The sequence below is a fragment of the Providencia sp. PROV129 genome, from assembly GCF_028482245.1.
In the GTDB taxonomy this organism is placed as follows: domain Bacteria; phylum Pseudomonadota; class Gammaproteobacteria; order Enterobacterales; family Enterobacteriaceae; genus Providencia; species Providencia vermicola.
The window spans coordinates 181,652-199,699 of the sequence record NZ_JAMPQD010000017.1 but is presented as its reverse complement, the minus strand read 5'-3'; the positions used below and the strand labels follow the sequence as shown (position 1 = coordinate 199,699).

Below are 18,048 nucleotides of genomic sequence, written 5' to 3'. Positions count from 1 at the left end.
GCGGAGAAATCTTTGCAAGCTTATCAATAATCCCCTCAGCAACCAATCGTTGTGTTACCCGTGTTCTGTATTTCTGTGCTCACGTCGTTATGACTTGTGATTAAAGCGGAGAAATCTTTGCAAGCTTATCAATAATCCTTCTCAGTAACTAACATTACTGTGTTTTTTACTTCTTATTAGATTATGGTGAAGTAGATGACAATATTTTGATTTTTCTAGTTAATGAATTGATTTTATTATTTTTTATTAATTAATTTGAATTGGTAGACCCTTTTGGTTAAGGGAAGAAGAAGATTAGATTAGCTCTAATTAATATCAAAAGTGTATAAGTTAAATCAGTATCTATAAATTATCATGAGTAGATAAAAAATATATAAAATCAGCTAGTTGCGTCTCTGCTATATTTGAAAAGAAATCAAGACAAGTCACTTGGCATGAAATTATTTCAATCACCCTTGAAATACTCGACAAGGTGCTTAACATTGGTTAGATTATTTAGCATTCTAGAAGTCTAAACGTATAAAAGTGTAAAAAGGGGATGAACGATGCCGATTCGTTTACCAGACGAGTTACCTGCTGTGAATTTCTTGCGCGAAGAAAATGTTTTTGTCATGACAACGACAAGGGCTAGCCTTCAGGAGATCCGTCCCTTGAAAGTATTAATATTAAACTTAATGCCCAAAAAAATAGAAACTGAAAACCAGTTCCTAAGGCTATTGTCGAATACACCTTTACAGGTTGATATTCAACTATTGAGAATTGACCAAAGAGAGTCAAAAAATACACCGATAGAGCATTTGAATAATTTTTATTGTGATTTTGAGGATATTAAAGGACAAAATTTTGATGGTTTAATTGTCACTGGAGCTCCTTTAGGTTTAGTGGAATTTGATGATGTGTGTTATTGGAGCCAAATTGAAAAAGTGATTACATGGGCTAAAGATCATGTGACTTCAACACTTTTTGTTTGCTGGGCGGTACAAGCAGCATTAAAAGTGCTTTATGATTTGCCAAAATGGACACGTACAGAAAAACTTTCGGGTGTTTATCAACATGATACATTAGAGCCACATGCATTACTAACTCGGGGATTTGACGCCTCATTTTATGCGCCTCACTCACGGTATGCTGATTTTCCGGAGGAGCTTATTCGAGAGTATACGGACTTGGAAATACTAGCGAGTTCTGAAGAAGCTGGAGCTTACTTATTTGCGTCTAAAGATAAACGCCTTGCTTTTGTTACAGGGCACCCTGAATACGATAAAGATACGCTTGCTCAGGAGTATTGGCGTGACTTTGATGCGGGGATATCTCCAGAGATCCCATGTAATTATTTTAAAAATAATGATCCAAACAACCCGCCATTGATCAGTTGGCGGAGTCATGGGCACTTACTTTTTTCTAATTGGTTGAATTATTATGTGTACCAGATCACACCTTTCGATCTTAGTCACATGGAGCCGACTTTAGACTAAAAAAGAATCATTATTTTGCTGGTTTTTTAATAATCATTAGGAATGTGGGACTTTATTAATTTTTATGGGGTTAAATTCCAGTTAAAAGATCATTTACAGTATAAAAGCAGCTACTTTGTAGCTGCTTTTTTGTTTTTCGGACAAACTATTCTAATTATAAATCGTTTGATAATTACTTTATTTAACAGATAGTTAACATATTTTATTTTAATAACGAAAATAAAAACCTAAAAAAATTTATAAAAAAACTCATATTTATCATTTAGTTATTAGTGTTTTTCATTAAAATGGAAATCGTTTTTGATTTATTTTGTTTTTGAGATTAAGCTTAATTCATAAACAAATATGAATGAGGGTTGCTCAATGGAACACCAATTATTAGCATCAGATTTAATATTTACTAAAGGAATAGCTGATCGAGATAATCGAGTATTACATAATGATTCTATTGAATTTCTTGTTCATTTAGTTGAGGTTTTTTTACCTCGCAGAAATCAATTACTGAAAGAAAGGCTGGAAAGACAGGCAAAAATTGATGCAGGTGAATTGCCAGGTTTTATTTCGGAATCGAATTCCATAAAAAATGAAAATTGGAAAATACAAAATATTCCAGAAGACTTACGTGATCGTCGTGTTGAAATTACAGGCCCTGTGGAACGCAAAATGGTTATTAATGCCTTGAACGCTAACGTTAAAGTTTTTATGGCAGATTTTGAAGATTCTCTTTCGCCTTCTTGGGAAAAGTTAATTGATGGGCAGATCAACTTAAGTGATGCTATTAACGGTGATATTTCCTATACCAATGAGAATGGTAAGGTTTATCAGCTTAAATCAGATCCTGCTGTATTAATTGCCCGCGTCAGGGGTTTGCACCTCGATGAAAAGCATGTGTTATTTGGTGACACGCCAATTCCTGGCGGGTTATTTGATTTTGCACTGTATTTTTTCAATAACTATCAAGCATTGTTAAAAAAAGGCAGTGGTCCTTATTTTTACATTCCAAAGCTAGAATCTTGGCAGGAAGCGAAATGGTGGAGTGATGTTTTTAGTGCTGCCGAAGACTTTGCAGGATTACCTCGAGGAACAATTAAAGCAACGGTTTTGATTGAAACATTACCTGCCGTATTTCAAATGGATGAGATCCTTTATCACATGCGCCACCATATTGTTGGATTAAATTGTGGACGCTGGGATTATATTTTCAGTTATATCAAAACATTAAAAGAGCACTCTGATAGGGTGTTGCCCGACCGGCAAGTCGTCACAATGACCCAAGACTTTTTAAGTGCATATTCTCGTTTGTTAATTAAGACGTGCCATCGTCGCGGGGCGTTTGCTATGGGGGGGATGTCTGCATTTATTCCGAGTAAAGATGAAGAAGAAAACCAGACGATTCTAGCCAAGGTAAGAGCTGATAAAGAATTAGAAGCAATAAATGGCCATGATGGCTCCTGGGTAGCGCATCCAGGTTTAGCTGATGTTGTCATGGCGGTTTTTGATAAGACACTTGGTGAGCGGGCTAACCAACTTGATGTGTCTCGTGATTCTGACCCAGAAATCACCGCTGAGCAGCTTTTAACACCTTGTTCTGGTGAAAGAACTGATGCTGGAATGAGAGCGAATATCCGCGTTGCAGTGCAGTATATCGAAGCTTGGATATCGGGTAATGGCTGTGTCCCTATTTATGGACTAATGGAGGATGCGGCAACAGCTGAAATTTCAAGAACCTCTATTTGGCAATGGATAAGGCATGGTAAATCCTTGTCAAATGGTGAAAAGGTAACCAAGGTTCTTTTCGAAGAGATGTTAGATGAAGAGCTTCAGGTTATCCAAAAAGAGCTGGGAGATAAGCGCTTTCAAAGTGGGCGTTTCAGAGAGGCGGCAGATTTAATGAGGCGCATTACAACGCAAGACGAGCTCATTGAGTTTCTGACTATCCCTGGATACCAATTATTAGACTAATAATTGCAAATATAACATTCGATAAACCCTACATATTTTTATAAAGGAAGTGGATCATGACGACATCGCGCTTAGAGCAAATTGCCCAATTAGAAAATGAATGGAAAAAACCACGTTGGAAAGGTATTACACGCCCGTATTCGGCTGAAGACGTTATTAAGTTACGTGGTTCAGTTAATTTGGAATATACATTAGCACGTAAAGGCGCTGAACGTTTTTGGGAACAGCTGCACGGGAAATCTAAAAAAGGCTATGTTAATGCACTTGGTGCATTAACGGGCGGGCAAGCTTTGCAACAAGCAAAAGCAGGCATTGAAGCGATTTATTTGTCAGGTTGGCAAGTCGCTGCTGATGCAAATACTGCTTCGAGTATGTATCCAGATCAGTCACTTTACCCTGTTGATTCCGTACCTTCAGTTGTGCAGAAGATTAATAATACTTTTCGTCGAGCTGACCAAATTCAATGGGCTAATGGGATTGGGCCAGATAACAAAGAATATATTGATTTCTTTTTGCCTATTGTTGCGGATGCCGAAGCGGGTTTTGGTGGAGTACTAAACGCCTTTGAATTAATGAAGAATATGATAGAAGCGGGTGCGGCGGCTGTACATTTTGAAGACCAACTTGCGGCAGTGAAAAAGTGTGGTCATATGGGGGGAAAAGTTTTAGTGCCGACCCAAGAAGCTATCCAAAAATTGGTTGCTGCAAGGCTAGCTGCGGATGTGTCTGGGGTTCCAACTATTTTAATTGCTCGTACAGATGCGGATGCTGCTGACCTTTTGACTTCCGATTGTGATGAGTATGATGCAGGTTTTGTGACGGGAGAACGTACATCAGAAGGCTTTTTCCGTACTAATGCGGGTATTGAGCAAGCGATCAGTCGTGGCTTAGCTTATGCACCATATGCTGACCTTGTTTGGTGTGAAACATCAAAACCTGACTTAGAAGCTGCAAGGCAATTTGCGAATGCTATTCATGCGAAATACCCTGGAAAGCTACTGGCTTATAATTGCTCTCCATCGTTTAACTGGAAGAAGAACTTAGATGATGCCACGATTGCCCGCTTCCAAGATGAACTCGCAGCTATGGGTTATCGCTTCCAGTTTATTACATTAGCAGGTATCCACAGTATGTGGTTTAACATGTTTGACCTTGCACATTCTTATGCGCAAGGAGAAGGAATGCGCCATTATGTAGAAAAAGTTCAGGAATGTGAATTTGCGGCAATGAATAAGGGGTATACCTTCTCTTCACACCAACAAGAAGTGGGGACAGGCTATTTTGATAAGGTGACAACTGTTATTCAAGGTGGAACTTCTTCAGTGACGGCTTTAACGGGGTCAACAGAAGAAGAGCAATTCTAGTCAGTATTTTCTTTATTCGGTGTTTCTGTTTATTTGATGTATCGGTTAACTTTCAGGCACGTTAAGTGCCTGTTTTTTCTTTAAAGAAATAAATGGGGGGTCAATATGATCCTGACAACTGAGCAGATCATCGCCCAAACAATCTTGCAGGGATTTGATGCGCAATATGGGCGCTTCCTTGAAATAACATCGGGGGCTCAAGAACGGTTTGAGCGGGCAGACTGGCATGCTGTGCAATCTGCGATGAAACAACGTATTCAACTATATGATCATCATGTTGGATTAGTTGTTGCTCAGTTACAATTTATGGGGTTAGTACAATCATTAACACCTGATAAATTGGCGTTAATCAAAAATGTTTATAAAACATTGTTACCTGATTATCCACGCTTTGAAATTGCAGAAAGTTTTTTTAACTCAGTATACTGCCGATTATTTCAGCATAGAGAACTGACCCAGGATAACTTATTTATCTTTACCTCGCAGCCAGCGAGGCGCTTTTCTTCTTCTCCGCGGCCTCTCGCGAGGGAATACCATGCGGATGATAATTTAGCTTCTTTGCTGTTTTCAATTTTGAGTGGGTTGCCATTAAGGTTACCTTGGAGAAATTTAAGTTTTGATATTCAATGTATTATAAAATCTCTTGAACATCAGTTTTTGAATGCTAATTTGCAAAAATGTAGACTGCATATTGCAAATGAGCTGTTTTACCGCAATAAAGCAGCTTGGTTGGTAGGCAAAATTTATATTAACGATAAAGTGTATCCATTTTTATTACCAATTCATCAAGATGAACATGGCAAAATATATATTGATACTTGTTTAGTCACATTTGATGAGGTGAGTATCGTATTTGGTTTTGCTCGTTCTTATTTTATGGTATATGCCCCTTTTCCTGCAGCACTGGTGTTTTGGTTAAGGGAAATCCTGCCAAGTAAGTCGATTGCTGAGCTTTATATGGCGATTGGGTGCCAAAAACATGGGAAAACAGAATATTATCGAGAGTATTTAGCGTACATTAACTTTTCTAGAGAGCAATTTACCATTGCGCCAGGGGTTAAAGGGATGGTGATGTTGGTGTTCACTGCACCTGCTTTTGATCGGGTATTTAAAATTATTAAAGATACATTTGCACCGCAAAAAAATGTGACAAAAGAAAGGGTGCAAGAGTGTTATCGGATCGTCAAAGAACATGATCGAGTCGGGCGAATGGCGGATACCCAAGAATTTGAAAATTTTGTGATAAATAAAAGTGCGATTAGCCACGAATTAATGAGAGAACTGTTAAATGAAGCACCATCACAGATTGAAGATCTGGGGGACAAGATATTAATTCGTCATTTATATATGGAAAGAAAGATGGTGCCGCTGAATATTTACATGGATAACGCAAATGGTGAGCAGCTAAATAATGCATTGAATGAGTACGCCTGGGCAATTAAACAGTTGGCCGCTGCAAATATTTTCCCAGGGGATATGCTTTTTAAAAATTTTGGTGTCACACGGCATGGGAGAGTTGTGTTTTATGATTATGACGAAATTTGTTATATGACGGAGGTCAATTTTCGTCATATACCCGAAGCACAGTACCCTGAGCAGGAATTATCTGGGGAGCCGTGGTATAGCATCGGCGAGCATGATGTTTTCCCAGAGGAGTTTGCTTCATTTATTTGCCAAAATAGGCAAATTCGTGATTATTTACAGCAACATCATGCCGATTTGTTTTCAGCGGATTATTGGCAAACACGACAAAAACGTATTTTAAATGGTCATGTAGAGGATGTTTATGCATACCGTGAAGAATTACGTTTTTGCTATCAATTTAACGAATTACTACCTTGTTGAGTGATCGTATTATTCCTTGTAAGGCGAGTTAGATAGAGACTCGGTGATAGCCGAGTCGTTGATAAATTTAGGCTTGTATACCTTGAATTGCATCTTGAGCTAACTGTGTGATTTTTTCATAGTTCCCAGAGTTCAATGCATCTTCAGGGACTAACCATGACCCTCCAATACAAAGCACGTTATCTAGAGCTAGATAGTCACGATAGTTAGTTAATGATATTCCACCAGTTGGGCAGAATTTTACTTGCGAAAATGGGCCTGTAATGGCTTTGAGTGCTTTAACGCCACCATTCGCTTCAGCGGGGAAAAATTTGAATTCTTTTAAACCATAATTCATACCAAGCATCAGCTCTGAAACGGTAGAAATACCTGGAATTAAGGGGATATTTCCTTGAACTGCGGCGGCTAATAGTTCTTCGGTTAAACCTGGGCTGATGGCAAATTGAGCACCTGCTTGGGAAACTTCCATGAGTTGTTTTGCATTAATGACAGTACCAGCTCCGACAATGGCCTCTGGTACTTCTTGAGCAATTAAACGAATTGCATCAATGGCACACTCAGTTCTTAGAGTCACCTCTAACACGTTGATACCACCATCAATAAGGGCTTTTGCGAGAGGTACGGCTTGTTCTAGTTTTTTGATAACAATGACGGGGACGACAGGACCTTGTTTAAGAATAGCCTCTGCTGACGTTTTCCAATTATTCATATTTTATTCCTATTAGTAAAAATAGATTAAAAATCAATACTGCAGGCGCCTTTTTCGGCATCAGATAAATTGCGTCTTAATGCACCGAAAAGCTCTCTGCCGCAACCCATATGCTTATCACTCAAGCCATGTTTACATACGGGACGTTTCGCGATTTCTTGCTCATCAATAAGGAGTTGTAGTTCACCAGTTAGCGCATTCACTCTGATCATATCTCCATCTTTGACTTTTGATAGGAGCCCACCAGTGTATGCTTCTGGTGTCACATGAATGGCCGATGGTACTTTACCTGATGCGCCTGAAAGTCGTCCGTCAGTCACTAGGGCAACTTTATAGCCCCTATCCATTAGCACACCAAGAGGTGGCATTAATTTATGAAGCTCTGGCATGCCATTAGCGGATGGGCCTTGAAAACGAACGACGATGATACAATCCCGATTTAAAGCTCCTGACTCAAATTGGGCGGCAATATCATTTTGATTATTAAAGACAACCGCAGGAGCCTCAATAATCTGATTTTCTTCAGGAACCGCAGATGTTTTCATCATTGCACGGCCTAAATTACCAGAAAGTAATTTTGTTCCACCATGATGGGAAAAAGGCTTATCAATTTGTGCAATGACTTCGGGATTATATGAATCTTTAGGGCCATCACGCCATTCTAAATGACCGTTATTTAGCCAAGGTTCTTGTGTATAACGGGAAAGGCCAAAACCTGCAACCGTGTTAACGTTTTCATGTAATAGTCCTTTTTGTAGTAATTGATGAATTAATAATGCAACCCCCCCTGCTGCTTGAAACTGATTGATATCCGCCTGCCCATTTGGATAAATACGGCAAATCAGCGGGACAATCTCAGAGAGATCAGAGAAATCATCCCAATTAATGATAATACCTGCGGCACGGGCAATGGCAACGAGGTGCATGGTGAGGTTGGTTGAACCTCCCGTTGCAAGTAGGGCAACAATACCATTGACGATCACTTTTTCATCAACTAAATGCCCGATAGGTAAATATTGGCCTGATTGTTCAGTTAAACGAGTGATTTGTTGTGCAGCTGCGTTTGTTAATGCATCACGTAGGGGCGTTTCGGGAGGAACAAAAGATGCGCCTGGTAAATGTAAGCCCATGACTTCCATAACCATTTGGTTTGAGTTAGCTGTTCCATAAAAAGTACAAGTTCCAATACCATGATAGGATGCGGCTTCGGCTTCTAATAATTCGCTTCGGCCAACTTTCCCTTCAACATATAGCTGGCGAATACGCACTTTCTCTTTGTTGGGTAACCCTGTAGACATGGGACCTGCGGGAACAAAAATCGCGGGAAGGTGGCCAAATGATAAAGCACCAAGCATTAAACCAGGCACAATTTTGTCACAAATGCCTAAATATAGTGCACCATCAAACATATTGTGAGATAAGCCAATTGCTGTTGACATTGCGATGACATCACGACTGAGCATAGATAGTTCCATACCATCTTGCCCTTGAGTCACGCCATCACACATGGCAGGAACGCCAGCTGCGACTTGTCCGATAGAGCCTGCATTAAGTAATGCTTTTTTTAATTGTTCTGGGTAGTGATCGTATGGACGATGCGCAGACAACATGTCGTTATAAGAATTAATAATGGCAATATCCGCCCGAGTCATACTTTTGAGTATTTGTTTTTCTTCTGTCTGACAGGCAGCAAAACCGTGAGCGAGGTTACCACAAGCTAACGAAGCGCGATGAACAGTTGTGGTACGAGCCTGTTCAATTTTGCTCAGATAAGCGGCACGTGTTTGTGCTGAACGACAAATAATGCGTTGAGTGATATGTGCCAGTTCATCATGGATAGTGGTTAATGTCATGGTTTCAGAGATACTTTTGCTCATGATAATTGCTCCATAAGGCGGATAAAAAATAATGATTTCTACTTGGTTTTAGATTGTGTCTTGTTCATTCAGCAGCCGTTATTTTTTCAAAATCAAAAATTGTTACCGGTAACATTGTTTAGCTAAAAAGTTTAAATAGCAATCATCAAAGTGAAAATTAAACACTAACTGTGACTTTAATCAAAATTAGCCAATCAACAGTTCTGTGCAGAAAAAGAGCAAATCGCATGCTATAGTGATAAAAATAAAGGTGTTAATGGCTGATTGATGCTATTTATACGATGATTGAGTTAAATGTAGCGGATAAAAATACAAGAGTCTTCGAATGCTAAAACACGTTGTTATTGTTGTAGTGTGGTTATATGCATCCATTGTGAATGCACAGGTAGCGCTATCCGCAGGGTCGTATACGGTTTTGATGAATATACTCAGCCAGCAACGTGAATTAAGTCAACATCATCAGCAAGCAGAAAAAGTTGAAATGATTACTCAGTCTTTAATAGGCACACCGTATAATAAATATACGTTAAATCAATCTCGGGCCACCATAGAAACACTCGTTGTGAACTTAAAAGCGATGGATTGTATGACGTTTATTGAATATACAGAGGCATTCAAACGCTCTGAAAGTTATGAGCAATTTATAACAAACTTAACAGATATTCGTTATGTTGATCAGAATATTAGCTTTACTAATCGGCGTCATTTTTTTTCGGATTGGGCACAAGAACCTAACCCAATCGCTTGGGATATTACTCCACAAATCAGTCCACATGCGGTAATGGTAAATAAAAGACTTAATTTGAATAACCAGGGTAGTTTTTTTATTGCAGGGGTGTCTGTAAAAGACAGGCTAATCCACTATATACCAGTGAGATTTGTTGATAATACTGTCATTAATCATTTAAAAACAGGGGATTACATTGGTATTTATTCTAAAAAAAGTGGGTTGGATGTCTCACATGTCGGTATCATTATTAAACAAGGAGATAATACTTTATTTAGAAATGCATCGTCACTAAAAGGAAACTTAAAAGTCAGTGATACCGAGTTAAAGCATTATTTAGCAGGAAAACAGGGCATTATTATTTTTAGGGCAAAATAGATTAATTATCAAATCATAAGGATTAAAATAATAGCTATTTAATCATTTTTGCTGATTATTTGTCATAAATAAAAGGGAGTTTCATTTAGGTAGCCAATTAAACAGTTAGTTTCACTTTTTTTAAAAAATGAAATTAAATTAAGAATATGAATTGGTATGTGTTTTTATTAGTTACTAATTATTACCAGTAACATTAAAAGTGTAAAAGGATATTAAATTATCGATTTGATCAATAAAGTATCACAATATATTTTAAATGCATTAAATTTAAAAAAAGCTTTTATAAAGCAATAGATTGCTTTATAAATAATACGAAAGTCTCTTTTTTTTGTATATAAAAAACAGGTTTATCTATCAATTTCTGTTATTTTGATTGTTCATAACTATTTTAAATGTATTCGATTAATTTTATAATGATTAATACTAGCTAAATTTTATTTTCTTATTTAGGAGATGGTTATGCATATCGTTAACAAGAAAAATATTTATGCATTATTGGGAAATCATTTACGAAAAGCTAGAGTGAGCAAGGGGTTATCTGGGAATGAGCTAGGTTCAGTTATTCAGTTAAGCCAGCAACAAGTGTCTCGTTATGAGTTAGGAATTAACAAATTAAGTTTAGATAAATTAATTGAAATAGTCATTTTTCTAGATATCGATATTAATGAAATTACTAAATTGATCATAAAACAGGTTGAGTATGAAAAAAATGAGCTAATACCAAGTTAAAAATTTTTTATGATATTTCAATAAATTTCATGGTTAATCTGCTGTATTAAAAAGTGATTCTACCTACAAGGAACTGATTTCTCATTTATTACGTTGCCTAATAAAAATAAATTAATGGATTGTACTTACTGTTATAAGTATCGTTATGATGATAAATTCTTAAGAGTGAAAAATATTCAAGTCTATTTTGCACAACTGTAATTAATTGAATTAATATTTTTTCAAATTAAAGCGATTAATATCTTCTTAATAAATTTTTGTATTTTTATTTCATTTTTTAAGTGGGTAACAACAAGCGCCTATTAGTAAAAAATGGTGATTGATGAAAGTTTTTTTGTTTCATTCTGAACATAAAAAATGTATTGTAGTATGAAAAACAAGCTTACTTATTTTTTCTATAAGAGATAGAAGAGGGTAGGTAAGCTTTAAAAAATGCACCTATGCTAATTTATTCTACCTACAATTTTTCTATTAAGTTCTACTATAGAAAAGCTGTACGGTTTCTATAGTGTTATCGATAACCTTGTGTTTAAATATGTAACACACTACAGGTAGGATAAGGTTAAAGTTTGATGTTGAAATATATAGGGATATTTTTCATTTTCTTACTTGTTGGGTGTACAGCTCCCACGTCAAATAATGGTTATTACGTCGATAAACGCTACCCTTCTCAAAATACCAGTGAACGCATCCAGTATGTTATTTTGCACTATACGGTGTCTGATGATAATCATTCTATTAAAATATTGACGAAAGGTAAGGTCAGTTCTCACTATCTAATTCCAAGCCATCCAGATACTAAAGAGGGTAAACCTATTGTATTGCAACTCGTTCCTGAAGAGTTAAAGGCTTGGCATGCAGGTGATAGCCGGTGGCTTTACCATACCAGCCTGAATGATTCGTCAATAGGGATTGAAATTGTGAATGCTGGCTTTCAGGGAGATAAAAAAGGGGACAAAAGCTGGCCTCCTTTTAATGAGTCACAGGTTACAGCCTTAATTCCGTTATTAAAAGATATTATGCAGAGGTATAACATTCCTCCCGAGAATATCATTGGTCATAGTGATATTGCACCGTTACGTAAGCAAGACCCTGGTAGAGCCTTTCCATGGCAACGCCTTTCACAACAAGGCATCGGGGCTTGGCCTGATCCTAAAACAGTGAGTAAGTACCTTGCAGAACGAAATGTGAATGAGCCTGCTAATATACTTCGTCTCCAGAAAGCGCTGAAGTTTTACGGGTATTCAGGTATTCCGTTATCAGGTCAGTTGGATGTACAAACGAAAAAAACCTTACGTGCATTTCAATTACACTTCAGACCGCGGGATATTGAGGGGTTAGCGGATGCAGAGACAGAAGCTATCGCCCTTGCATTGATTGAAAAATATCGCGATATATCAAAATTTAAAGCCTTTGAGAGAACGAGGCAGCTAGAACATGTTCCTACTACACAGCAAGGGGATTAGTTTTTTAAACACCCTTGGTTTTACAGTGTGTTACCAATAAAAGTGCGGGTTTCCCCGCATTTTATGTTTCTGAGATGCTGAAACTAGCGATTTGCCCCATACTCGCGGCTAATTTCTTTTGCCGCTTTGATAACCATCGCACCTAACTCTGTAATGCGGTCATCTGTGATTCGAGATAACGGCCCAGAGATAGATATCGCAGCAAAAGCCTCTTTGTGTTCATCATAAATACAGGCACCAATGCATCTTAAGCCTAAAGCATGCTCTTCATCATCATAAGAAAACCCTTGTTTCTTGGCTTGCTGTAAATTTTCTTTTAATGCAGAAGGGTTGGTTAAGGTAAAGGGGGTATAAGCATGTAACCCTTTACGGCTTAAAAGTGGAATGAGCTTATCTTCAGGTAAATTAGCGATAAACGCTTTACCTGCACCAGATGCATGTAAAGGGAGTTTGCCACCAATTGGCGCAGACATGCGCATTAATGCAGTACATTGTACTTGGTCGACAATAACGGCATCGTACTCAGTATGGTCAAGAATCGCTAAATTGACGGTTTCACCAGATTCATCCATTAAACGACGTAAAATAGGGTGAACTAACGCTAACAAATTCCGACTTTCTAAGAAACTACTACCAATAATAAAGGCGTTGGAGGCGATAACCCACAAACCTAAGTCACCCGTTTGGCGTACAAAGCCGTGCTGTTCTAAGGTCATTAATAGCCGGTGTGTTGTTGAGTTTGGTAAGCCCGCTTGTAATGCGAGATCAGTTAAAGCAATGCCCCCAGTAGATTCAGAAATATATTCCAACAGTGTGAGTCCACGGCTTAATGATTGAACTTGCCCTGCTGCGGTTGCACCACTTGCTGGCCCTTTTGCTTTTTTAAGTTTTTTTGTAATTGGTGCCGTTGCCATTAAGCCTCTCCTGACTGTAATGAAATTTGATTCTATTATGAACTAACTAAGCTGAAAATACTCATCGGATCAGTGAGGAAGTGCTCGTCACATAACCTGAGAAACTCTCATCATAACAGTGAATTTCAAACACAAAAGTTATGGTAGGATGTTAAGTGTAAAAATTTGACTTATTTCTCAGTGTTTCCGATCAGGAGGGCAGTGCAGTGTCCGAAAAAATGAATCAATTAGAACAAGAATTAAAAAAACGTATATTGGTATTAGATGGTGCGATGGGGACAATGATCCAGCAGCACAAACTAACAGAAGAACAATTTCGTGGTGAGCGTTTTGGGGATTGGCCTAGTGATTTAAAAGGCAACAATGACCTGTTAGTCCTCACTCAGCCTGAGATCATTCGAGAAATTCATAGTCAATATTTTGAAGCGGGCGCAGATATTGTTGAAACCAATACATTTAACTCCACATCTATTGCGATGGCGGATTATAAAATGGAAGCAATTTCCGCAGAAATTAATGAAGTCGCTGCACGTATTGCTCGTGAATGTGCAGATGAGTGGACACGGAAAACCCCTGAAAAGCCACGTTATGTTGCTGGGGTATTAGGGCCAACCAACCGAACTGCATCGATTTCTCCAGATGTGAACGACCCTGCTTTTCGTAATATCACCTTTGATCAATTAGTTGAGGCATATAGAGAATCAACTCGATCACTTGTAAAAGGTGGCGTTGATCTGATCATGATCGAAACTATTTTTGATACGTTGAACGCCAAAGCAGCTATTTTTGCAGTAGAAACTGAGCTTGAAGCGTTGGGCGTGTCATTGCCTATCATGATTTCAGGAACAATAACTGACGCTTCAGGCAGAACACTTTCAGGGCAAACAACAGAAGCTTTTTATAACTCATTGCGTCATGCGCAGCCGATATCATTTGGGCTGAATTGTGCATTAGGGCCAGATGAGTTGCGTCAATATATTGCAGAATTGTCACGAATTGCTGAATGTTATGTGAGTGCTCACCCTAATGCGGGGTTACCAAATGCTTTTGGTGAATATGACCTTGATGCACAAAACATGGCGCAGCAGATCCAAGAATGGGCAAAAGCAGGTTTCTTGAATATTGTTGGTGGGTGCTGTGGAACAACACCGCTGCATATTCGTAAAATGGCGGAAGCTGTAAAGGGGATATCGCCTCGTCAATTACCCAGTTTACCTGTTGAATGCCGCCTTTCAGGGTTAGAACCGTTAAACATTGGGGCAAAATCGTTGTTTGTGAATGTGGGGGAAAGAACCAATGTCACAGGATCAGCAAAATTTAAGCGTTTGATTAAAGAAGAAAACTACCAAGAAGCCTTAGATGTGGCTCGCCAGCAGGTGGAAAGTGGTGCCCAAATTATTGATATTAATATGGATGAGGGCATGTTGGATTCCCATGCGGCTATGGTGCGCTTTTTGAATTTGATCGCGGGAGAGCCCGATATTGCTCGAGTGCCAATTATGATTGACTCCTCGAAATGGGACGTTATCGAGGCAGGCCTTAAGTGCATACAAGGCAAAGGTATTGTGAATTCCATTTCAATGAAAGAGGGAGTTGAGGCCTTTGTTGAACACGCCAAATTATTGCGCAAATACGGTGCTGCTGTTGTCGTCATGGCATTTGATGAGGTAGGCCAGGCTGATACACGTGAACGGAAAATTGAAATTTGCCGCCGTGCCTACCAGATTTTGACGGAAGAAGTGGGCTTTCCCCCTGAAGATATCATTTTTGACCCTAATATTTTTGCTGTCGCGACAGGTATCGAAGAACATAATAATTATGCAGTTGATTTTATTGAGGTTTGTAAGGATATCAAAGAACAGCTTCCCCATGCGATGATTTCTGGTGGTGTTTCCAACGTTTCTTTCTCATTTAGGGGAAATGATCCTGTTCGAGAGGCGATCCACGCGGTGTTCCTGTATTACGCGATCCGTAATGGCATGGATATGGGGATCGTCAACGCGGGGCAATTAGCCATTTATGACGACCTGCCTACGGAGTTAAAAGATGCCGTCGAAGATGTGATTTTAAACCGCCGTGATGATAGTACGGAGCGTTTGTTGGAGCTGGCTGAAAAATATCGCGGTTCAGGCTCGGTTGAGCAGCAAGTTCAACAGGCGGAGTGGCGCAGTTGGGATGTGGAAAAGCGCTTAGAATATGCTTTAGTGAAAGGGATTACCGAATTTATTATTCAAGATACAGAAGAAACCCGCCAGCGTGCATCGAGCCCCATTGAAGTTATTGAAGGGCCATTAATGAACGGTATGAACGTGGTCGGAGACCTGTTTGGTGAAGGGAAAATGTTCTTACCCCAGGTGGTGAAATCGGCTCGTGTGATGAAACAAGCAGTGGCTTATTTAGAACCGTACATTCAAGAGCTTAAGCAGTCAGGTAGTAGTGCAGGGAAGGTATTACTCGCCACCGTAAAAGGCGATGTCCATGATATTGGCAAAAATATTGTTGGGGTAGTACTTCAGTGTAATAACTATGAAATCATTGATTTAGGTGTAATGGTACCATGTGAAACAATTTTAAAAACGGCGCGTGAGCAAAATGTCGATATTATTGGGTTGTCTGGTTTGATCACTCCATCTCTTGATGAAATGGTGCACGTCGCAAAAGAGATGGAAAGGCAAGGTTTCACATTGCCATTATTGATTGGTGGCGCAACAACCTCGAAAGCACATACTGCGGTAAAAATTGAGCCAAATTATACAGGGCCAACTACCTATGTACAGAATGCATCACGTACTGTTGGGGTTGTTGCTGCACTCTTATCTGAAACACAAAAAGAGGATTTTGTTGCGCGCACGCGTCGTGAGTATGACACTGTGCGTATACAACATGGGCGAAGAAGGCCGAAGACCCCACCCGTTACGCTGGATATCGCACGAGCGAATGCCGTGAATATTGACTGGCAAGCTTATCAACCTCCTGTACCAAAATCGCTAGGCGTTCAAGAAGTTAGTGCCTCAATAGCGACCTTGCGAGAGTATATCGACTGGACGCCATTTTTTATGACATGGTCATTGGCAGGCAAATACCCGCGTATTTTAGAAGACGAAGTCGTCGGGTCTGAAGCTCGTAAGTTATTGAATGATGCCAATGAGATGTTAGATAGACTTGAAAAAGAGCATTTACTGATTCCCAAAGGTATTTTTGGCCTATTCCCTGCCAACCGTGTTGGTGACGATGTTGAAATTTATACGGATGAAACTCGTGCTAACGTTCAAGCGCGGAGTTTGAATCTACGCCAGCAAACCTTAAAAACGGATTTTCCGAATTATTGCTTATCAGATTTTGTGGCACCAAAAGATAGCGGTAAAGCAGATTATATTGGGGCATTTGCTGTTACAGGTGGCCTTGAAGAGGATGCGCTGGCGGATGAATACGAAAAACAGCATGATGACTATAATAAAATTATGGTCAAAGCGCTGGCGGATAGGCTCGCGGAAGCATTTGCAGAATATTTACATCAGCAGGTGCGTACCCAATATTGGGGCTATGCGGCGGATGAAAATTTGAGTAATGAAGAGCTAATCCGCGAAAATTACCAAGGTATTCGTCCTGCACCAGGGTATCCTGCTTGCCCTGAGCACACAGAAAAAGAGAAAATTTGGCAGTTATTAGACGTTGAAAACCAAGTGGGGATGAAATTGACAAGCTCCTATGCAATGTGGCCAGGGGCGGCGGTATCGGGCTGGTATTTTAGTCACCCAGACAGTAAATACTTTGCGGTGGCGCAGTTGCAAAAAGACCAAATAATGGACTATTCACAGCGTAAAGGGATGTCGGTAACGGAACTGGAGCGCTGGTTAGCCCCTAACTTAGGCTATGACCCTGAAGATTGATAAAACAGTGTATTGATTTTTCAGGTGTTTGGCACCATCTTATGGATAAAGACATTAAAGGGGTCCAATGATGAGCTATGAATTTATTATTGAAAATGAACTGCCACAATCTGTGGCATTTCCTTATCAGAGCCAAAACAGTGCGGCACCTGGCACTTTTCTGATGAGTGAAGATGCGGTTAGTGCCATGATGAGCATCTTACAAATTATGGATAAGCTCGATACAGATGAGTCCCTTGATGAGCACTGTTTTAACCAAATTTGGTTAAAAAGTGAGTTAACCCCCGCACGTGCAGAAGAAATTTATTTGTTTTTGGAAGAGCGTTTAGCGGTAGAACCCTTGCCTTCGCAAGAAGAGATTGCGGCATTTCATCAGGCACAAGTGGATGAAAACAAGCTACTATCGCAAGAAAGTAGCAAAGAGGGCATGATCCCAGTCCATAAGTTCTCCACTAATGATGGTTGGTTAGTGACGACGAAAGAGTGCGAATGGATAGCAGAGGTATTCGCTCCCGAGTTGGTGAGTGAAAACCACTTTGTGGTGTCGCAAATTTCTGAGTTATGCAAAATTAGCCATCAAAAACTGGAGCATTTACTGATTGAATGGGGCAAATTTAATTTATTTGCTAGTAAACATGGTGGTTACCGTGTTAATTAAGTTTCTGATGGTTTAATCTTTGATTTAGGTGGTGGTCATTTTAGTCGTGAATGA

12 protein-coding genes are annotated in these 18,048 nt (G+C 39.3%); 9 read left to right on the top strand and 3 right to left on the bottom strand.

Features of this window, described 5'->3' with window-relative positions; translation table 11 throughout:
• Positions 1-545 precede the first annotated feature (545 nt).
• The 4 genes from metA (at position 546) to aceK (ending at position 6,646) form a co-directional block, all read left to right on the top strand.
• Positions 546-1,475 (top strand): homoserine O-acetyltransferase MetA, encoded by a 930-nt coding sequence (gene metA / locus PSF27_RS13685; protein ID WP_272539930.1) that lies wholly within the window; start codon positions 546-548, stop codon positions 1,473-1,475.
• Positions 1,476-1,838: 363 nt separating this feature from the next.
• Positions 1,839-3,437, top strand: coding sequence for a malate synthase A (aceB, locus tag PSF27_RS13680; protein ID WP_206086208.1), 1,599 nt, complete (start codon positions 1,839-1,841; stop codon positions 3,435-3,437).
• Positions 3,438-3,493: 56 nt separating this feature from the next.
• Positions 3,494-4,801, top strand: a complete 1,308-nt coding sequence (aceA, locus tag PSF27_RS13675) for an isocitrate lyase (protein ID WP_206086209.1) — start codon at positions 3,494-3,496, stop codon at positions 4,799-4,801.
• Between the two features lie 105 nt (positions 4,802-4,906).
• Positions 4,907-6,646: a bifunctional isocitrate dehydrogenase kinase/phosphatase gene (aceK, locus tag PSF27_RS13670; RefSeq protein WP_272681678.1), complete on the top strand. Its 1,740-nt coding sequence runs from the start codon at positions 4,907-4,909 to the stop codon at positions 6,644-6,646.
• A gap of 67 nt (positions 6,647-6,713) precedes the next feature.
• On the opposite strand, the gene PSF27_RS13665 is transcribed toward aceK, so the two are convergent.
• Entirely contained in the window at positions 6,714-7,355 is a 642-nt protein-coding gene (locus tag PSF27_RS13665; protein WP_206086211.1) for a bifunctional 4-hydroxy-2-oxoglutarate aldolase/2-dehydro-3-deoxy-phosphogluconate aldolase, read from the bottom strand.
• A gap of 26 nt (positions 7,356-7,381) precedes the next feature.
• Positions 7,382-9,208 carry a phosphogluconate dehydratase gene (gene edd, locus PSF27_RS13660; protein ID WP_375084293.1) on the bottom strand — a complete coding sequence of 609 codons (1,827 nt, stop codon included), beginning with the start codon at positions 9,206-9,208 and terminating at the stop codon, positions 7,382-7,384.
• Between the two features lie 349 nt (positions 9,209-9,557).
• Between edd and PSF27_RS13655 the strand changes: the two genes are divergently transcribed.
• The 3 genes from PSF27_RS13655 (at position 9,558) to PSF27_RS13645 (ending at position 12,532) form a co-directional block, all read left to right on the top strand.
• Complete coding sequence (locus PSF27_RS13655) at positions 9,558-10,337, top strand: N-acetylmuramoyl-L-alanine amidase-like domain-containing protein (RefSeq protein ID WP_272681677.1); 780 nt, start codon at positions 9,558-9,560, stop codon at positions 10,335-10,337.
• Between the two features lie 459 nt (positions 10,338-10,796).
• Positions 10,797-11,066, top strand: coding sequence for a helix-turn-helix domain-containing protein (locus PSF27_RS13650; RefSeq protein ID WP_225820633.1), 270 nt, complete (start codon positions 10,797-10,799; stop codon positions 11,064-11,066).
• A 572-nt stretch (positions 11,067-11,638) separates the two neighbouring features.
• Positions 11,639-12,532, top strand: coding sequence for an N-acetylmuramoyl-L-alanine amidase (locus PSF27_RS13645; protein WP_206086215.1), 894 nt, complete (start codon positions 11,639-11,641; stop codon positions 12,530-12,532).
• Between the two features lie 83 nt (positions 12,533-12,615).
• Here PSF27_RS13645 and iclR read toward each other — a convergent pair whose 3' ends face one another.
• The gene (gene iclR / locus PSF27_RS13640) at positions 12,616-13,446 is read right to left on the bottom strand and encodes a glyoxylate bypass operon transcriptional repressor IclR (protein WP_225820635.1); all 831 of its coding nucleotides are present in this window, start codon (positions 13,444-13,446) and stop codon (positions 12,616-12,618) included.
• A gap of 206 nt (positions 13,447-13,652) precedes the next feature.
• On the opposite strand from iclR, the gene metH reads away from it, so the two are divergent.
• Together metH and PSF27_RS13630 are read left to right on the top strand one after the other, a co-directional pair.
• Entirely contained in the window at positions 13,653-17,336 is a 3,684-nt protein-coding gene (gene metH / locus PSF27_RS13635) for a methionine synthase (RefSeq protein ID WP_272681676.1), read from the top strand.
• Between the two features lie 67 nt (positions 17,337-17,403).
• Positions 17,404-17,994, top strand: coding sequence for a hypothetical protein (locus tag PSF27_RS13630; RefSeq protein ID WP_206086218.1), 591 nt, complete (start codon positions 17,404-17,406; stop codon positions 17,992-17,994).
• The last annotated feature ends 54 nt before the right edge of the window (positions 17,995-18,048 follow it).

What these genes read in the sequence shown, in the direction of transcription:
- metA (WP_272539930.1), top strand. Translation starts at nt 546, where the DNA reads ATGCCGATTCGTTTACCAGACGAGTTACCTGCTGTGAATTTCTTGCGC.
- aceB (WP_206086208.1), top strand. Translation starts at nt 1,839, where the DNA reads ATGGAACACCAATTATTAGCATCAGATTTAATATTTACTAAAGGAATA.
- aceA (WP_206086209.1), top strand. Translation starts at nt 3,494, where the DNA reads ATGACGACATCGCGCTTAGAGCAAATTGCCCAATTAGAAAATGAATGG.
- aceK (WP_272681678.1), top strand. Translation starts at nt 4,907, where the DNA reads ATGATCCTGACAACTGAGCAGATCATCGCCCAAACAATCTTGCAGGGA.
- PSF27_RS13665 (WP_206086211.1), bottom strand. Translation starts at nt 7,355, where the DNA reads ATGAATAATTGGAAAACGTCAGCAGAGGCTATTCTTAAACAAGGTCCT.
- edd (WP_375084293.1), bottom strand. Translation starts at nt 9,208, where the DNA reads ATGACATTAACCACTATCCATGATGAACTGGCACATATCACTCAACGC.
- PSF27_RS13655 (WP_272681677.1), top strand. Translation starts at nt 9,558, where the DNA reads ATGCTAAAACACGTTGTTATTGTTGTAGTGTGGTTATATGCATCCATT.
- PSF27_RS13650 (WP_225820633.1), top strand. Translation starts at nt 10,797, where the DNA reads ATGCATATCGTTAACAAGAAAAATATTTATGCATTATTGGGAAATCAT.
- PSF27_RS13645 (WP_206086215.1), top strand. Translation starts at nt 11,639, where the DNA reads ATGTTGAAATATATAGGGATATTTTTCATTTTCTTACTTGTTGGGTGT.
- iclR (WP_225820635.1), bottom strand. Translation starts at nt 13,446, where the DNA reads ATGGCAACGGCACCAATTACAAAAAAACTTAAAAAAGCAAAAGGGCCA.
- PSF27_RS13630 (WP_206086218.1), top strand. Translation starts at nt 17,404, where the DNA reads ATGATGAGCTATGAATTTATTATTGAAAATGAACTGCCACAATCTGTG.